The sequence below is a fragment of the Roseobacter sp. S87 genome (assembly GCF_055693285.1).
Window position 1 is genome coordinate 3,472,004 of record NZ_JBVFTR010000004.1, and the last position, 14,789, is coordinate 3,486,792.

Genomic DNA, 14,789 nt, shown 5'->3' on the forward strand with positions numbered 1-14,789 from the left:
TCTGAGGGATAGATATATTAAGAACAAAATATGAACAATAAGGTGATTCCGGGGTCCTTGCTGCCACAATGACTGATCGGCGAATTCTGTCTTTATGGTTCCCGCGACTGGGGGCTGACCGGCTGATGCGGCTGGATCCGCAGCTGCAGGATATACCTCTTGCTGTGGTGCAGGAGGTCAGTAATGCGCAGCTTGTGACTTCTGTGAATGCTTCTGCCGCCGTCAGGGGGATCAGGCCGGGACAGCCCGTCCGGGATGCGCATGCCATGTGCGACGGGCTGGTGACACGGGCCCGTAACGACCAGGCCGAGGCGGCTTTTCTGACCGTTCTGCAGCGCTGGGCCGGCAAGTTCAGTCCCTGGGTGGCCACCGAAGGTGACGACGCGCTGGTGGTGGATCTGACCGGATGTGCACATCTTTTCGGAGGTGAGGCGTCTTTGCTGAGCGTTGTACGTCAGGACTGCAGTGATTTGGGTCTTGCTGTGCGCATGGGGCTTGCGGATACACGCGGTGCCGCATGGGCGCTGGCGCGCTTTGCCGGCCGGACCGCCGGGTCGCACAGATCCGGTGATGCAATCGACCAGGAAGCGCGGGCAACCCGGTCCCGCGCGGGCAAACGGCGGCACTGGACAAAGGGGGGCGCTGCACCTGTGCATACCCCGGGCGGGCAGGACCAGGTGCATCCGATTGCTGCCCCCGGGCAGAACTATTCGGCGCTCAGCCCGCTCCCGGTTGCAGCGCTGCGCCTTGAAGAGGGTGTCGCAGAACAGCTTGCCCGGCTGGGCCTGCGCCGTGTGGGAGACCTGCTGGGCCAGCCGCGTGCGTCCCTGGCGCGCCGCTTCGGACGTGGGCTTGTGATGCGGATGGACCAGGCGATGGGGTCCGCACCCGAACCGGTCTCTCCGGCAAAGCCGCCGGATCATTTCGCGGTGCGCCTGACGCTGCCGGAACCTATTGGGCTTGAAGCAGATATTCTGGCCGGCATCGACCGCCTTTTACCGTGTCTTTGCAAACAGTTACGGGACAGGGGGCGGGGCGCGCGCCGGGTGCGTCTGCAGGCATTCCGCAGCGATCATGACATTCAGTCAGCGGAGGCGGGCCTTGCGCGGCCAACCCATGACCCGGAGCGCATCCGCCCGCTGCTGGCCATGAAGCTGGAGGACATCGACGCAGGCTTTGGCATCGACATGCTGCGGCTGGAAGCGGTGCAGTCAGAGCCGCTGCACACCCGCCGGGCTGTGGGGCATCTGGATGCAGGTCAGGCGGTCAACCGGCGGCTGGCCAGCAACACCGCGATGGATGACCTGATTGGCCGGATCGGCGCGCGTGTGGGGCTGGATGCGGTGGCACGCCTGCACCCGGCGGAAAGCCATATTCCGGAAAAAACAAGCAAGGTCATGGCCGCGGCCTGGTCGGCCCCGCATGAGGGGGAATGGCGCCGCCCGCCGACGCCGCGCCCGCTGCTGATGTGGCGGCCGGAACCGGTGGGGGCGCCGGATACTCCGCAGGTACCACAGACGTTCCGCTGGCGGGGGCAGACGCTCCGGCGACGGCGGGCGACAGGCCCGGAACGGCTGGCCCCGGAATGGTGGCTGGATGACCCAGACTGGCGCACGGGCGTGCGCGACTACTGGGTCACCGATACCGAGGACGGCCAGCGGCTGTGGCTCTTTTACGGACACGGGGGAACGATGTCGTCAGGCTGGTTCTGTCACGGCGCATTTGCGTAAACGCAGCGCACGGTGCCGGGTGGGGCCCCGGGGCCGCATGCGCGGGTTAACCCATAAAAACAAGGGAAATGCCACGTCGGTATAACGTCGGTATTTTGTCGGTATTCCGTCGGTGGATCACACCGATCAGAGCCTGGTTAACAAACCGTACGGGGACGGATGTTAACCAATTGGCGGGGGTATGTGGCAGGCGGGCGCAGGACGGAAATCGCTGCAGAACTCTTAAGCGGACAGGGCGAGCACACTTTGGCCACATCCTGAAAGCCAGAGGGTTTGGAGGCTGCTGGGACTCCGGGCGGGTCTGAGTGTGGCGTTAACAATTTTTTGGCAAAATTTAACGACTGAGACTTGTGGCACAGTCGGCGCCGAGGCAACAGGCATGACCCTTGTCAAACCCGCCAGCGCGGATAGGGTCGGATCCGACTTATCTCATTCTCGCATGATTTTTCGAAAAGCTGCAAAAGAACATGCGCTATTGAAATCAGAGAAACCCATAAGCGGAGACAGAAAATGAAAAAGTCCCGTGGTCAGATTTTTCGAGAGGCGTTCTGGTTTTTCTTATTTGCTGGCTTCCGATCGCGTGCGTTGGGGTTTTCATAGTTGGTCCCCGCTTTGACTATCCCTGGGCCGTATTCGTCAACATTGGTACTTATCTTTACTGGCCTGTCCTGGTGCCGATTGGCGTGGAAACTTCGTACCGTCATCCCAGGAACAGGTGATCGTGGCGTCAGGTTCGCAAAGATGCTGCGTTCGCAAAGCAACTGATTTTATTTCTGAACGTCGTATTCGATGAACTATGACAGTTGAGATCAAAGACGGCTGTCTGATCCGGGGACGGCATCAGGCATTGCGCCAGCGAAGGGCGAAGATCCCACATCCTCTGCCCTGATACCAGAGACATCCGACCGTTCGGCTGAAGCGCCGTTCCTGGGGGTGGCGCAATCGCGCCGCCCCGTGGGGGCGGAACGGCGCGGCACGACAGTGCCTGTCGCGCGGCCGCTTTGATCTGCGCGGTGTATGTCAGATCAAAGGCCGGAGGCAGAAAACCTGCTTTGTCCGCACCCCATCGCAGCAAAGAAGCCGGGCCAGATCAGGCCCGCCGGGACAGGCCCCATGTTGGACCGGCACCTTCGGCTTGATCCCGGTCCTTTCAGTGAATCGCGTAAACGGCGACTTTAGCCCGTCATACCATAGGTCACCTGCGGTTCCGGGGCAGGCCATCCGCGATGTCGTAGTAGTCGCCCTTGTCGTCCACAAAGATGTGCCGTTCCAGTGAGGTGCCCGTGGGACCGTCGAAGGCGCCCATGGCGACGGCGGTCCAGTCGTGGTGCAGCGGGTCCCAGAACAGTGTCGAGCCGCAGGTGCGGCAGAAGCCCCGGCGGACTTTTTCAGACGAATGATACCAGGCCACGTGATCCCCGCCCGTGATGCTGAGTGCACTGCGCGGGATGTCGATGGAGGCCTCAAAATGACCGGTCTGTTTGCGGCAGGCGGTGCAGTGACAGGCGGTCGGGCGCGGCAGCTCGCCGGTGACGGTGATGCGGACGGCACCGCAGAGGCAGGATCCTTTATGCATGTCCGGCTCCCTGACCCTCTGCCGGGCGGGCACGGCGGCGCGCGGTCAGGGCGCGGATAAGGGCGGTGGCCTCGGCAGGCGGTTTCTGTTCCAGCCGCTGGTAATCGGTGCCGTCCTTTTTCCGGGTCATCAGGCCACTGGCGATCATCGTGCGGCGCAGGGTTGCCGGGTCGTCAAAGCAATGCTCGCGGCGCAGGATGTCGTTCACGTCATGCTCGCGAAGGCAGATGCCCGGGGGCAGCGCCGCCCACAGCGCCCAGAGCGCAAGGGTCTGTACCGCGCGCCGGGAGGGCCAGCGGATCAGCCGGCCACCGGCGTCAAACTGGTGCAGGGCCCGTTCCACAAGGCGCGCATCCGCCGGGTGGGTATCGTCCGGCCGGTCCAGACGTTTTGCAGCCGCCGTGGCCCCGCGCATGTGCTGCAGGTTCTGGAACCCGGCGGCACGGGCAAGCATGTTCATCAGGGTCAGGTGAGAGGGGCTGGTATCCCCCAGCTGGCGGGCGAGGGCGCGCGCAAAATGGGTCATGTCATCCGCGCGCAGCGGTATCGGTGTTTTGGTCATCATTCATCCGTTTCGGGCAGAATGCTGGTTCGCCGGTCGCTGTCTTAACGAAACGGTGCCCTTGTCAGATGCGATGCCGTTTTCGATGATATGGCAGGTTTAGCGCTCCGGGGTGGAGCAGCGACGCCTCGGTGTCTGCCGACCGTGGTCTGTGCATACACAAAAACCTGTGGTGCTGCAATTGCCCGGTGGTGTCAGTTTACGCGGCGCCGTCGCGCGCGCCGCCTTGCGTTCATTTTCCGCAGCCGGGCATAGTTTTCCACACCCAGGATCCTCCACAGCACGGACCGCGGTTCTATCATTTTGCTCAGGGAAAAACCTGACAGACTCAGAAACTGTCTGGCCCGGACAGTAGGAAATGCGCCGGTTCCCAGTCCGGCCTGTATACCTTGCAACAGAGCCCTGCGACGTTCAAAGAAGACATTGTCCGGTTCTTTAGTGGTGCGGCCTTTGCGAAGATGGACAAAGAATTCATGTCCGATTGTGCAGGAGACCTCCAGCACTTCGAGATCCAGTTCCCCGAGATAGATCAGGTCACGCACCATCAACTCGAAGGTTTCGCCAAACATCGCACTGAAATGGGAATCAACGTACTCGAAAGATCCATCGAGGCGTTCCAGATAGGCGCTATATTGTTCTTTCAGATCGGTCGTGGGTTCAAATTTCTCTGGCCGTACTCGGTTCATATTGTACGCTAGGTGTTTGCCGTCAAAATCAGAGTATTCCGCGTAAACACAGCGCGTTTCGAAAATGCGTGACGACAGAGGCAAAGGTGTCGGGCGGTGATACGCATCCAGCCAGTCAGACAGTCTCGTGGGAAACCGGAAATGATCAAAACACGTGCGGTAATCCGGAACAGCCATGCTGAGAACACCACCATCCTTGAGAACTTCGGAACAGTCTTTGAGGAATTTCAGAGGATTGGGCAGATGTTCAAAGTTGTGAGATGATACGATGTAGCCGATCTTATGTTTTGTCCGCAGTTCCCGGGTCAGCGCGGCAAGTTCGCTTGCATCCCCGACAATGTCGATCTCCTCGATCCGCTCAAGCTCGGAAGGGCCGACGAATTTGTCACCGGATGCGCGCGCCAGAATCGCGTCCGTGTCGAAAACGTCCATGTTTACGGTTCTGAAGCCGTCCCGTCTGGCGGCGATCGGCGTACAATAGGGCGCGATTTCTATGCCAGTTTCGCTGATGTCGATGTACCGGCGCAGTTCTTCGATACGATCTAATTGTTTTGCCATAGAACCCGTTCCAGATGATGATTTCGCGCGCGCCGCAATATTCTGTCAGCGCAGTCAGAGGGTCAATACACGGACGTTGAGCTTTACCGGACACTCAGAGCAGATTATGAAGTGCCGTCTCTGAGATCGACGATGCGCACGGCTTTTCCCTGGGACCGGGCCACGGAGCCGGGTGGGCCGACGCTGACCTCTACTGATATGCCGACGGATTGTTTGATCCGGTCTGTCAAGGCGCGGGCGGCGCTGGTATCGGCGCTAGTCTGAGCTTCGCAGAGGATGCGCATCTGGTCCATCCGGTCGGGGCGCGTGAGCTCGATCTGGAAATGCGGGGCGAGGCCGGGGGTGGCCATGATCGCCTCTTCGATCTGGGTTGGAAAGACGTTCACGCCGCGCAGGATGATCATGTCGTCGGACCGGCCTGTGACCTTTTCCATCCGGCGCATGGAGCGGGCCGTGCCCGGCAGCAGGCGTGTGAGATCGCGGGTGCGGTAGCGGATGATCGGGAAGGCCTCTTTGGTGAGCGAGGTAAAGACCAGCTCGCCCTGTTCGCCTTCGGCCACCGGTGCGCCGGTCACAGGGTCGACGATTTCAGGATAGAAGTGATCTTCCCAGATGTGCAGGCCGTCCTTGGTTTCCACGCATTCATTGGCGACACCCGGCCCCATGACCTCGGAGAGGCCATAGATATCGACGGCATGCATGTCGAAGGCGTCCTCGATCTCGCGCCGCATGGCGTTGGTCCATGGTTCAGCACCAAAGATCCCTACCTGCATGGAGGACTGCCGCGGGTCGAGGCCCGTGGCGTTGTATTCATCCAGCACGGACAGGGCATAGGAGGGCGTGACCGTGATCCCGTCGGGACGGAAATCTTCGATCAGGCGGACCTGCCGCTGTGTCATCCCGCCCGAGACGGGCACGGTGGTCAGGCCCAGGGCGTCGGCACCGAGGTGGATGCCCAGCCCGCCGGTAAAGAGCCCGTAGCCATAGGCGTTGTGCAAAAGGTCGCCGGGCCGCAGACCGGAAGCGCGCAGAGAACGGGCGACCACAGCGCCCCAGTTTGCCAGGTCGTTCTGCGTGTAGCCCACAACGGTCGGCTGGCCCGTGGTGCCGGAGGAGGCGTGGATGCGCGCGACTTGGTTGCGGGGCACGGCGAACATGCCAAAGGGGTAGTTCGCGCGCAGATCGGCCTTTTGCGTGAAGGGAAAGCGCGCAAGGTCGGACAGATCCCGGAGATCTGACGGGTGCACACCCGCCGCATCAAAGCTCTGGCGGTAGTGGGGCACGTGGTCATAGGCATGCGTGAGAGACCATTTCAGCCGTTCGGTCTGCAGGGCGGTGATTTCGTCACGGCTGGCAATCTCGATCGGGTCGAGGGAACTGCGCTCTGGTGTCAGGTCTTTCATGCGGGTTCCCCCTCTTCCGGAAAATGCTGGCCGCGAATGGTGCGGGACAGGCCGCGGAACACGGCAATCGTTTCGTTGCTCTGGCGGGTGACGGTGACGTCATAGACGCCCGAGCGGCCGCTGCGGGAGACCTCGGTCGCAGAGGCCGTCAGCACATCACCGGCCTGGCCGGGCGCGAGATAGGTGATCTGGTTCTGCTGGGCCACTGCGACCTGGTTGTAGGAATTGCAGGCGAAGGCAAAGGCGGAATCAGCCAGCGTAAAGATAAACCCGCCATGACAGATCCCATGGCCGTTCAGCATATCCGCCGTCACGGGCATCGACAGCCGCGCGCGGCCGGGGGCTACATCATCTATCGTCATGCCGAGCGCCCGGCTCGCCGCATCTTTTTCCAGCATCAGGCGGGCACAGGCCCGGGCGCGCTCTTCAGGCGTCATCTGCTCTGGCATATGTGTTTCCGATTTCACTCCCTGTTACTCAATCGGTAACATATCACCTGCGACCTGTATATCCTTTCGTACGGGGCTTGATTTGCAGGCCGAAGGGCGCAAGTCTGGGGTATGAATTATCAGGTGCCGCCTCAGGGCAATCTTCATCATCTGCCGCCGCAACAGGTTGCGTTTCACCGTACCGAACTGTCGGTCATTCTGTCTCTGTATGGCCGCTTTGTCGCTGCAGGCGAATGGCGCGACTATGGTATTTCGTGCCTGAAAGAAGTGGCCGTGTTTTCGGTGTTCCGCCGCACGGCGGAAAACCCGCTTTACCGGATCGAAAAGCGCCCGCGTCTGCGCGACAAACAGGGCATGTATGCGGTGGTGGGCATGGACGGTCAGATCATGCGCCGCGGCCACGACCTGCGCACGGTGCTGCGGGTTCTGGAACGCAAGCTGATCCGCGCGGTCGAGTAACCGGGCTCACGCCGGGACGGGCAGCCGTTTGTGCGCGGTCACGGGGCCACCGTCCTGCGCCATGATCCGCGCAATTGCGTCATCTGTCGGCTCGAACCGGACCCGCATGTGCCCGGCGTTGGCATGGATCAGCGTCGCATCATCCGTGACCAGCGCCACATGCCCCTTCCAGAACAACAGATCATTGCGCTGCGGCGGCGTGCCCTCTGGCAGGAGGGTGCCCAGGTGTGCCTGCTGCTGGTCGCTGTCTCCGGGGCAGTCAATGCCGCAGGACAGGCAGGCGGCCTGCACAAGGCCGGAACAGTCAATGCCACTGCCGGTGTTTCCACCCCAGAGATAGGGCGTGCCCTCGAAGATCGCGGCAACGCAGGCCGGATCGCTGGCCAGAACACCGGCTTGATGAACCTGCTGGCGGGGCACAAACCCGTGTGATGTTTCGATGAAAACGGCGGTTTCGCTGAGCGCGGTCAGCCGGGACCCGAAACTCAGCACCATGGTTTCCGGTGATTTGATATCCGGGCGCGCATAAGCGTGGGCCAGCCGTGTGGTCACCTGGTGGGTGGGCGTCGTGGCGGGGCCAATGGCCGCGTCGGGCAGGTAGCCGCAGTATCCGTCGGCCGTGGCGCGCACCAGAACATGGCCGCCCGCACGGTGTAGTATGGTGACACCAGCCCCAAGTGTCAGCTGCCTGTCGCGGGGCCCGCCGGGCGCGCGCAGGAGGTCAACCACCGGCACGGCGACGGCCGCCGGTTCATTCAGCGTGACAAGGCCTGCGTCCGGTGTCGTGCGCGGGTCGCTCATGTGCCGGTGAGGCCGGTGATCGTGTCGAGCAGTGCCCGGATGCCCTGGCCGGTACCGCCTTTTGTCCGGGCCGGCGCATCAGAGGGGTTCCAGCCGTAGATATCGAAATGCGCATAGGTGCTGTCGCCGACGAAGCGGCGCAGAAAGAGGGCGGCTGTGATCGAGCCTGCGAACCCGCCTTTGGGCGCATTGTCCAGATCGGCAATGCCGGGTTCGATCATCGCCTCATAGGGCGCGTGAAACGGCATGCGCCAGACCGGATCGTCCGTTGCCGCCGCTTTGGCCTCAAAGGCGGAGACGAACCCGGTGTCGTCGCAATAATAGGGGGCCAGATCCGGACCAACGGCGACCCGGGCAGCCCCGGTCAGTGTCGCCATAGAAACGATCAGGTCGGGGTTTTCCTCCTGTGCCAGGGCCAGTGCATCGGCCAGGACCAGGCGGCCTTCGGCGTCGGTGTTGTTGATTTCAACGGTCAGACCCTTGCGCGATAGCAGGATATCGCCGGGCCGGAAAGCATTGCCGGAGACCGCGTTTTCGACTGCCGGAATCAGCACCCGGAGACGGATTCCGGCCGCCGTCGCCATGAGCATATGTGCCAGACCCAGCACATTGGCAGCACCACCCATGTCCTTTTTCATCAGGGCCATCGACCCGCCCGGTTTGAGGTTCAGGCCACCGGTGTCAAAACAGACGCCTTTGCCGACCAGGGTGATCTGTGGGCCACTGTCGCCCCAGCGCATATCAATCAGGCGCGGGGTGCGGTCAGAAGCGCGGCCAACGGTGTGGATAAGCGGGAAATTCCCGGCCAGCAGGTCATCACCGTGGGTGACACTGATGGCAGCGCCGTGTCGCCCGGCCAGATCGCGGCCCGCTTCCTCCAGCTCTGACGGTCCCATGTCGTTTGCGGGTGTGTTGATCAGGTCGCGGGCCAGAACCTCGCCCTCGGCAATCGCCAACAGTCTGGGGACGTCAAGTGATGCATCAGGTGCCAGCCGTGCGTCCGGGGCCCGGGCGGTGGCGTAGCGGTCAAAGCGGTATCCGGCCAGCAGCCAGCCCAGCGTTTCCGTTTCCATGCGGTCAGCGGGCAGGCCTGAGGCAATCCGGTATGCGCCCGCAGGCAGCCGGGGCACTGCGGCGGCAAGATGGAAGCGCGCGCGGCTGCGTGTTGTGCTGTTGCCATATCCCGCCAGAGCCATTGAGACTGTGCCATCCGCCCCTGGCACCGCAACGGCCTGACCGATGGCGCCGGTAAAGCCGCTTGCCGTGACCCAGGAGGTGATGTCAGAGGATTTGTCTGCCAGCCAGTCATCGATCCCGCCCTGCTCAATGATGTGCAGTGGGACGGGATCGGTATCGGGGTCAGCGAAAGAGACGGACATGACAAAAGGCCTTTCAGGAGAGTTCTCCTGTAAGCCTAGACAGATCGCAGGGCGGTGCAAGCGATCAGATGGTGATGTCCTGGAGGTCCCAGATTGCGGTCAGGGACTGTTCCCCGATGCGCAGCAGCCGCGCCAGAGTTGCGGCGATGGCCGGTTCGTCACCGGAATCCACGGCGGAGATTACATCCCCCGCCACCCGGGCCAGGACATGCATGCCGATCTGATCCGCGATGGCGATCAGCGATCTGGCGCATTTGCGCAGATCCTGGCGGCTTCCGTTTTTGTGCAGCCGTCCACAATGTGACAGACGCAGCGCCAGCTCTTCCATCGCGCGACAGACGACATCTTCGGCACCTGCCTCGCCCAGCTCAACATAAAGCGCGCTCAGCCGGTCCTGATCGACGTGCACTTTCTCATTCAGCCTGATTTTCAGGACTTGATCCATTTCACTCACCTTAATACGCACCCACCGCGTGTGATGGATATGGCACGCCATTTGTATCCAAAGGGTTGAGACGGCCCCATATTTTCGCTCGAATTTGTCGCGAATTCGGGTTAGTCGGGTACGACAGTTGCGCAAATCGGACGAATTATGGATCAGGCAAAACCGCTGCCAGGCTATCTGGTGCAACGGTATCACGGCTGGAAAGCGACCGGATACGCAGAAAATCAGGCCTGGTACAGGCATCTGGCCGCGGATGGCCAGCACCCCCGCGCGATGGTCATTTCGTGCTGCGACAGCCGCGTTCATGTGACGTCGATATTCGGCGCCGACCAGGGTGAATTTTTCATTCACCGTAACATCGCAAACCTGGTGCCGCCCTTTGCGCCGGACGGGGACCATCATGGCACGTCGGCGGCGGTAGAATATGCGGTGACGGTCCTGAAGGTCACGCATCTGATCGTGCTGGGCCACTCGGGCTGCGGCGGGGTGAAGGGCTGCATTGATATGTGCTGTGGCAATGCGCCGGAGCTGGAAGAAGAGCAGAGCTTTGTCGGGCGCTGGATGGATATCCTGCGGCCCAAATATGAGCTGGTTGCGGCTGAAAACGATCCGGCCAAACAGGCGCAGCAACTTGAAAAATATGCGGTTGTGGCGAGCCTCGAAAACCTGATGACCTTCCCGTTTATCAGCGAGCGCGTGGAAAAGGGCCGGCTGACGCTGCACGGTCTGTGGACGGATATCGGTGAGGGCGGTCTGGAGTGCTTTTTGCCCGAGCATAATGCGTTCCGGCCTGTTTAACTCTATGGGGTGAGTGTGCTACCGGGTGCCCGGGCAGAACGCGCTGAAAGGGCAGACCGTGGAGCAGATACTGACACTGGCAGGTAATAACCTGCTGTCGCCGATCATTCTTTCCTTTGCGCTGGGCGTGGCTGCGTCGCTGGCGCGTTCGGACCTGACGGTCCCTGAAGCAGCGGCCAAGGCGCTGTCGATCTATCTGCTTTTCGCCATCGGGTTCAAAGGCGGCGTGAGCGTTGCTGCCCATGGTATCGACCTGAAACTCGGTCTGTCGCTGGTGGCCGGGATTGTGCTTTCGGCGCTGCTGCCGCTGATCGCTTTTGCGCTGCTGAATATCCTGACAGGTCTCAGTCGTCTTGATGCGGCAGCGGTGGCTGCCCACTACGGGTCAATCTCGATTGTAACCTTTGTGGCTGCGACGTCGGTGCTGGAAAGCAGCGGGATTTCCTCCGAAGGGTACATGGTGGCCGTGGCGGCCGCGATGGAAGCGCCGGCGATTCTGTCGGCTCTCTGGCTCATTTCGCGCGGGGGCGATGGCCGGCGGATGGACAGCGATCTGTGGCGGGAAATCCTGCTGAACGGGTCGATTGTGCTGCTGGTCGGATCATTTCTGATTGGCTGGGTCACGGGCGAGGACGGGCTGGCGGAGATTTCCAGCTTTATCGTGGCGCCTTTCAAAGGTGTGCTGTGTCTCTTCCTGCTGGATATGGGGCTGGTGGCCGGGCGTGGCCTGCGCGGTGGCAGTGGCGTTCTGCGCCCCGGCGTGCTGGCGTTTGGCGTTCTGATGCCGGTTATCGGCAGTGCTTTTGGTCTTGCGGCGGGCCTGCTTCTGGGGCTCTCGCCGGGCGGTGTTGCCCTGCTCATGGTGCTGTCGGCATCCGCATCTTATATCGCGGTGCCCGCAGCGATGCGGGTGGCCCTGCCGGAAGCAAATCCGTCCATCTATCTGACACTGTCGCTTGGCGTGACATTTCCGTTTAATCTGACACTTGGTATTCCGCTCTACGTGGCGGTTGCCACAACATTTGCGGGAGGCTGAGGCATGCAAACTCACCAGGCCAAACGGGTCGAAATCACAATCGAGGCAATCATGCAGTCGCGTCTGACCGATGCGCTGACGGGTGCCGGTGTGACCGGGTTTACGATTCTCCCGGTGCTGGGGGGCTCGGGGCGGTCCGGTTCATGGACACGATCCGGTGAAATCGGCCGCGCTGCGGGCATGGTTCAGGTCATCTGTATCATTCGCCCCGAGCGGCTAAGTGCTTTGCTTGACGCAGCTTTTGAGGTTGTGGAGCGCCATATCGGGGTGGTCAGCGTGGTTGACTGTGAAATCCTGCGCGCCGAACGATTTTAACCATTTATAAACTATAATTAAGCAAATCTGCCGGTATGAATAAACGTACCGTTACCGTGCAGCTTCCTGCTGACCTGGCGCTTGCCGTGCATGACCTGGCCACCGAAAAGGAAGGCACGGTCGGCAAGATTGTCGAAGACCTGCTGCAGGCTCATATCGTCAGCAAAAGATCGCCCCGCAAGCCCCGCGAGGAGCTGAACGAACGGCTGATCTTTGCGCTTCAGAAACTGCTGTTCCGCGATATGGCGGAGGCGTCCAGCTGGCCGGATCTCGACGCGCGGCTGCGCAAACACGGGTATTATCTGAAGGTGGCCTGGGGTGGTCTGTCACTGCACACGGAAACCAGCGGATACAAGCTGTGCAATACCCATGATCTGGGCTTTTCCTATGCGACATTCCTGCGCCGGTTCGGCCCGGGTAAGCCCAAGAACCCACGGGAAAACTGAGCGCTTTGTATCTGGTTTGAGCCGCGGCACGCTGTAAAAAAACCCGCCCGGGCGCACAAGGCGGGTTTTTCTGTTCCATTGCGTGCTGATCAGCCCTTTTTGAGAACCTCACGGCCCAGCAGTTCGGCGATCTGGACCGCGTTCAGGGCGGCGCCCTTGCGCAGGTTGTCCGACACGCACCACAGGTTCAGACCGTTTTCGATCGTGCTGTCCTGGCGGATGCGGCTGATGAACGTGGCGAAATCACCGACGCATTCAACCGGCGTGACATAGCCGCCGTCTTCGCGTTTATCGATCACCATGACGCCCGGCGCCTCGCGCAGGATGTCGCGTGCCTCATCTTCGTCGAGGAAGTCCTCAAATTCGATGTTCACGGCCTCGGAGTGACCGACAAAGACCGGCACCCGCACGCAGGTCGCTGTGACCTTAATCGCGGGATCCACGATCTTTTTGGTCTCCGCCACCATTTTCCACTCTTCCTTGGTCTCGCCTGAGTCCATGAAGACGTCGATATGCGGAATCACGTTGAACGCGATCTGCTTGGTGAACTTGTTCGCCGGTTTGTCATCGGTCGGGTTGTAGATCGATTTGGTCTGATCCCAGAGCTCGTCGATCCCCTCTTTGCCTGCACCGGACACGGACTGATATGTGCTCACAACCACCCGTTTGATCTTCGCGCGGTCATGCAGCGGCTTGAGCGCCACGACCATCTGCGCGGTTGAGCAGTTCGGGTTCGCGATGATGTTCTTTTTCGCGTACCCGTGGACGGCCTCCGGGTTCACCTCTGGTACAATGAGCGGAATATCCGGGTCATAGCGATAGAGCGACGAGTTATCGATTACGACACAGCCCGCAGCGGCTGCCTTGGGCGCGTATTTCTTGGTCGCGTCAGAGCCTACTGCAAAGAGCGCGATGTCCTGGCCGGTAAAGTCAAACGTGTCCAGGTCCTTCGTCTTGAGCGTCGTGTCGCCAAAGCTGACTTCCGTGCCGAGCGACTTGCGGGATGCAAGCACCGTGAGCTCGTCCACCGGGAAGTGGCGTTCGGAAAGAATGTTCAGCATTTCGCGGCCCACATTGCCTGTGGCACCCGCAATAACGACGCGGTAACCCATCTGTTTGACTCCAATATATGTGTGATGGTGCGCGCCTCTTATACCCGCGCGCCGCCGGTGGAAAGAGGGTGATGGCCGGAATGACGGTTGTGTGACGTCTGAACGCAGCCAGCGGCCGGGTCAGGTGCCGCCGTTTTTCCATTTCGCTGCGGTTTCTTTGCCGGTGTTGAGCAGCAGCGCGATATCCATGGCCACGGCGACAAAGCGCGCCCCGGCATCAAGAGAGTCGCGGATCATGCGATCGTCCGTGGTCAGAATACCCGGCGCTTTGCCTGCATCTGCGATCCGCTTCAGCGCGCCCAGGATCGTTTCCACCATATCCGGGTGCATGGTCTGGCCCAGGTATCCCATGCTGGCGGACAGATCTGCGGGGCCGATAAAGACACCATCGACGCCTTCCACCGCGAGGATTTCATCAAGGTTGTCGAGGCCGGTTTTGTTTTCCACCTGCACCAGCAGACAGATCTGGTCGTCTGCGGTGGGGCCATAGTTTTCCATCTGTCCGAAATTAGACACCCGGCCGACGGCATAGCCGACACCACGCGTACCGGCAGGCGGATAGCGACAGGCCCGCACCAGTTCGCGCGCCTGATCGGCGGTTTCGACCATGGGAACCAGCACAGACTGGGCGCCCACATCCAGCACCTGTTTGATGATCCAGGTCTCGCCGATGGGCACGCGGACAACCGGATGGCTGTCGCTGCCTTTGAGCGCCATCATCTGGTCCCGGATGGAGCGGATGTCATTGGGCGAATGCTCGCCATCGATCAGCAGCCAGTCAAACCCGGCGCCGCCCATGATTTCCGCAGTATAGCCCTCGGCGATGCTCATCCAGCAGCCGAAAAGCGTTTCCCCTTCTGCGAGGGCTTTTTTGAAGGTGTTCAGGGGGGCGGGCATGGCTTTTCCTTATGTCGTCCTGCCGGTGCAGACTAATCCTGTGCGGCGCGGGATGGCCAGCGGTAATCCGCAGCAATGCCGCAGGAGCCCGGGCCGGGGCAAAAGAAAAGGGCCGCCCCGCAGGCGGCCCTTTGTGA

The 14,789-nt window shown here is 61.3% G+C and carries 16 protein-coding genes; 6 read left to right on the top strand and 10 right to left on the bottom strand.

Going from position 1 to position 14,789, the window contains the following annotated elements; translation table 11 throughout:
• Positions 1 to 68: 68 nt before the first annotated feature.
• Entirely contained in the window at positions 69 to 1,730 is a 1,662-nt protein-coding gene (locus tag ACZ1HA_RS17990) for a Y-family DNA polymerase (RefSeq protein ID WP_472714875.1), read from the top strand.
• A gap of 1,195 nt (positions 1,731 to 2,925) precedes the next feature.
• Here the strand turns inward: ACZ1HA_RS17990 and ACZ1HA_RS17995 are convergent.
• The 5 genes from ACZ1HA_RS17995 to paaI all read right to left on the bottom strand — a co-directional run bounded on the left by ACZ1HA_RS17995 (position 2,926) and on the right by paaI (position 6,952).
• On the bottom strand, positions 2,926 to 3,306 hold the full coding sequence (locus ACZ1HA_RS17995; protein WP_472714876.1) for a GFA family protein: 381 nt from the start codon (positions 3,304 to 3,306) through the stop codon (positions 2,926 to 2,928).
• Positions 3,299 to 3,868: a DUF2087 domain-containing protein gene (locus ACZ1HA_RS18000; protein ID WP_472714877.1), complete on the bottom strand. Its 570-nt coding sequence runs from the start codon at positions 3,866 to 3,868 to the stop codon at positions 3,299 to 3,301. The genes ACZ1HA_RS17995 and ACZ1HA_RS18000 overlap by 8 nt, the downstream gene beginning before the upstream one ends.
• Before the next feature lie 194 nt (positions 3,869 to 4,062).
• Positions 4,063 to 5,112 (bottom strand): methyltransferase domain-containing protein, encoded by a 1,050-nt coding sequence (locus tag ACZ1HA_RS18005; RefSeq protein ID WP_472714878.1) that lies wholly within the window; start codon positions 5,110 to 5,112, stop codon positions 4,063 to 4,065.
• A 104-nt stretch (positions 5,113 to 5,216) separates the two neighbouring features.
• Positions 5,217 to 6,515 carry a phenylacetate--CoA ligase PaaK gene (paaK, locus tag ACZ1HA_RS18010; protein WP_472714879.1) on the bottom strand — a complete coding sequence of 433 codons (1,299 nt, stop codon included), beginning with the start codon at positions 6,513 to 6,515 and terminating at the stop codon, positions 5,217 to 5,219.
• On the bottom strand, positions 6,512 to 6,952 hold the full coding sequence (gene paaI, locus ACZ1HA_RS18015; protein WP_472715348.1) for a hydroxyphenylacetyl-CoA thioesterase PaaI: 441 nt from the start codon (positions 6,950 to 6,952) through the stop codon (positions 6,512 to 6,514). Before paaI ends, paaK begins: the two co-directional genes overlap by 4 nt.
• A 123-nt stretch (positions 6,953 to 7,075) precedes the next feature.
• Between paaI and ACZ1HA_RS18020 the strand changes: the two genes are divergently transcribed.
• Positions 7,076 to 7,423, top strand: coding sequence for a DUF2794 domain-containing protein (locus ACZ1HA_RS18020; RefSeq protein ID WP_472714880.1), 348 nt, complete (start codon positions 7,076 to 7,078; stop codon positions 7,421 to 7,423).
• A 6-nt stretch (positions 7,424 to 7,429) separates the two neighbouring features.
• Here the strand turns inward: ACZ1HA_RS18020 and ACZ1HA_RS18025 are convergent, their stop codons facing one another.
• The 3 genes from ACZ1HA_RS18025 to ACZ1HA_RS18035 all read right to left on the bottom strand — a co-directional run bounded on the left by ACZ1HA_RS18025 (position 7,430) and on the right by ACZ1HA_RS18035 (position 10,048).
• The gene (locus tag ACZ1HA_RS18025) at positions 7,430 to 8,224 is read right to left on the bottom strand and encodes a C40 family peptidase (protein WP_472714881.1); all 795 of its coding nucleotides are present in this window, start codon (positions 8,222 to 8,224) and stop codon (positions 7,430 to 7,432) included.
• A complete protein-coding gene (locus tag ACZ1HA_RS18030; RefSeq protein WP_472714882.1) occupies positions 8,221 to 9,603 on the bottom strand; it encodes a leucyl aminopeptidase family protein in 1,383 nt (460 codons plus the stop codon). Before ACZ1HA_RS18030 ends, ACZ1HA_RS18025 begins: the two co-directional genes overlap by 4 nt.
• Positions 9,604 to 9,667: 64 nt before the next feature.
• Positions 9,668 to 10,048: a hypothetical protein gene (locus ACZ1HA_RS18035; RefSeq protein ID WP_375229312.1), complete on the bottom strand. Its 381-nt coding sequence runs from the start codon at positions 10,046 to 10,048 to the stop codon at positions 9,668 to 9,670.
• A 147-nt stretch (positions 10,049 to 10,195) separates the two neighbouring features.
• On the opposite strand from ACZ1HA_RS18035, the gene ACZ1HA_RS18040 reads away from it, so the two are divergent.
• Genes ACZ1HA_RS18040 through ACZ1HA_RS18055 form a run of 4 tightly spaced genes read left to right on the top strand, consistent with a single transcriptional unit; the run spans position 10,196 to position 12,643 of the window.
• Positions 10,196 to 10,846, top strand: a complete 651-nt coding sequence (locus ACZ1HA_RS18040; protein ID WP_472714883.1) for a carbonic anhydrase — start codon at positions 10,196 to 10,198, stop codon at positions 10,844 to 10,846.
• Positions 10,847 to 10,904: 58 nt separating this feature from the next.
• Complete coding sequence (locus tag ACZ1HA_RS18045) at positions 10,905 to 11,882, top strand: sodium-dependent bicarbonate transport family permease (protein WP_375230913.1); 978 nt, start codon at positions 10,905 to 10,907, stop codon at positions 11,880 to 11,882.
• 3 nt (positions 11,883 to 11,885) lie between these two features.
• Entirely contained in the window at positions 11,886 to 12,197 is a 312-nt protein-coding gene (locus tag ACZ1HA_RS18050; RefSeq protein ID WP_436398311.1) for a P-II family nitrogen regulator, read from the top strand.
• A 35-nt stretch (positions 12,198 to 12,232) separates the two neighbouring features.
• Positions 12,233 to 12,643 carry a hypothetical protein gene (locus ACZ1HA_RS18055; RefSeq protein WP_375229310.1) on the top strand — a complete coding sequence of 137 codons (411 nt, stop codon included), beginning with the start codon at positions 12,233 to 12,235 and terminating at the stop codon, positions 12,641 to 12,643.
• An 89-nt stretch (positions 12,644 to 12,732) separates the two neighbouring features.
• Here ACZ1HA_RS18055 and ACZ1HA_RS18060 read toward each other — a convergent pair whose 3' ends face one another.
• Positions 12,733 to 13,755 carry an aspartate-semialdehyde dehydrogenase gene (locus tag ACZ1HA_RS18060; protein ID WP_472714884.1) on the bottom strand — a complete coding sequence of 341 codons (1,023 nt, stop codon included), beginning with the start codon at positions 13,753 to 13,755 and terminating at the stop codon, positions 12,733 to 12,735.
• 120 nt (positions 13,756 to 13,875) lie between these two features.
• A complete protein-coding gene (locus ACZ1HA_RS18065; RefSeq protein WP_472714885.1) occupies positions 13,876 to 14,652 on the bottom strand; it encodes an HpcH/HpaI aldolase family protein in 777 nt (258 codons plus the stop codon).
• Positions 14,653 to 14,789 lie beyond the last annotated feature (137 nt).

What these genes read in the sequence shown, in the direction of transcription:
- ACZ1HA_RS17990 (WP_472714875.1), top strand. Translation starts at nt 69, where the DNA reads ATGACTGATCGGCGAATTCTGTCTTTATGGTTCCCGCGACTGGGGGCT.
- ACZ1HA_RS18050 (WP_436398311.1), top strand. Translation starts at nt 11,886, where the DNA reads ATGCAAACTCACCAGGCCAAACGGGTCGAAATCACAATCGAGGCAATC.
- ACZ1HA_RS18055 (WP_375229310.1), top strand. Translation starts at nt 12,233, where the DNA reads ATGAATAAACGTACCGTTACCGTGCAGCTTCCTGCTGACCTGGCGCTT.
- paaI (WP_472715348.1), bottom strand. Translation starts at nt 6,952, where the DNA reads ATGACGCCTGAAGAGCGCGCCCGGGCCTGTGCCCGCCTGATGCTGGAA.
- ACZ1HA_RS18025 (WP_472714881.1), bottom strand. Translation starts at nt 8,224, where the DNA reads ATGAGCGACCCGCGCACGACACCGGACGCAGGCCTTGTCACGCTGAAT.
- ACZ1HA_RS18065 (WP_472714885.1), bottom strand. Translation starts at nt 14,652, where the DNA reads ATGCCCGCCCCCCTGAACACCTTCAAAAAAGCCCTCGCAGAAGGGGAA.
- ACZ1HA_RS18020 (WP_472714880.1), top strand. Translation starts at nt 7,076, where the DNA reads ATGAATTATCAGGTGCCGCCTCAGGGCAATCTTCATCATCTGCCGCCG.
- ACZ1HA_RS18000 (WP_472714877.1), bottom strand. Translation starts at nt 3,868, where the DNA reads ATGACCAAAACACCGATACCGCTGCGCGCGGATGACATGACCCATTTT.
- ACZ1HA_RS17995 (WP_472714876.1), bottom strand. Translation starts at nt 3,306, where the DNA reads ATGCATAAAGGATCCTGCCTCTGCGGTGCCGTCCGCATCACCGTCACC.
- ACZ1HA_RS18040 (WP_472714883.1), top strand. Translation starts at nt 10,196, where the DNA reads ATGGATCAGGCAAAACCGCTGCCAGGCTATCTGGTGCAACGGTATCAC.
- ACZ1HA_RS18030 (WP_472714882.1), bottom strand. Translation starts at nt 9,603, where the DNA reads ATGTCCGTCTCTTTCGCTGACCCCGATACCGATCCCGTCCCACTGCAC.
- paaK (WP_472714879.1), bottom strand. Translation starts at nt 6,515, where the DNA reads ATGAAAGACCTGACACCAGAGCGCAGTTCCCTCGACCCGATCGAGATT.
- ACZ1HA_RS18005 (WP_472714878.1), bottom strand. Translation starts at nt 5,112, where the DNA reads ATGGCAAAACAATTAGATCGTATCGAAGAACTGCGCCGGTACATCGAC.
- ACZ1HA_RS18060 (WP_472714884.1), bottom strand. Translation starts at nt 13,755, where the DNA reads ATGGGTTACCGCGTCGTTATTGCGGGTGCCACAGGCAATGTGGGCCGC.
- ACZ1HA_RS18035 (WP_375229312.1), bottom strand. Translation starts at nt 10,048, where the DNA reads ATGGATCAAGTCCTGAAAATCAGGCTGAATGAGAAAGTGCACGTCGAT.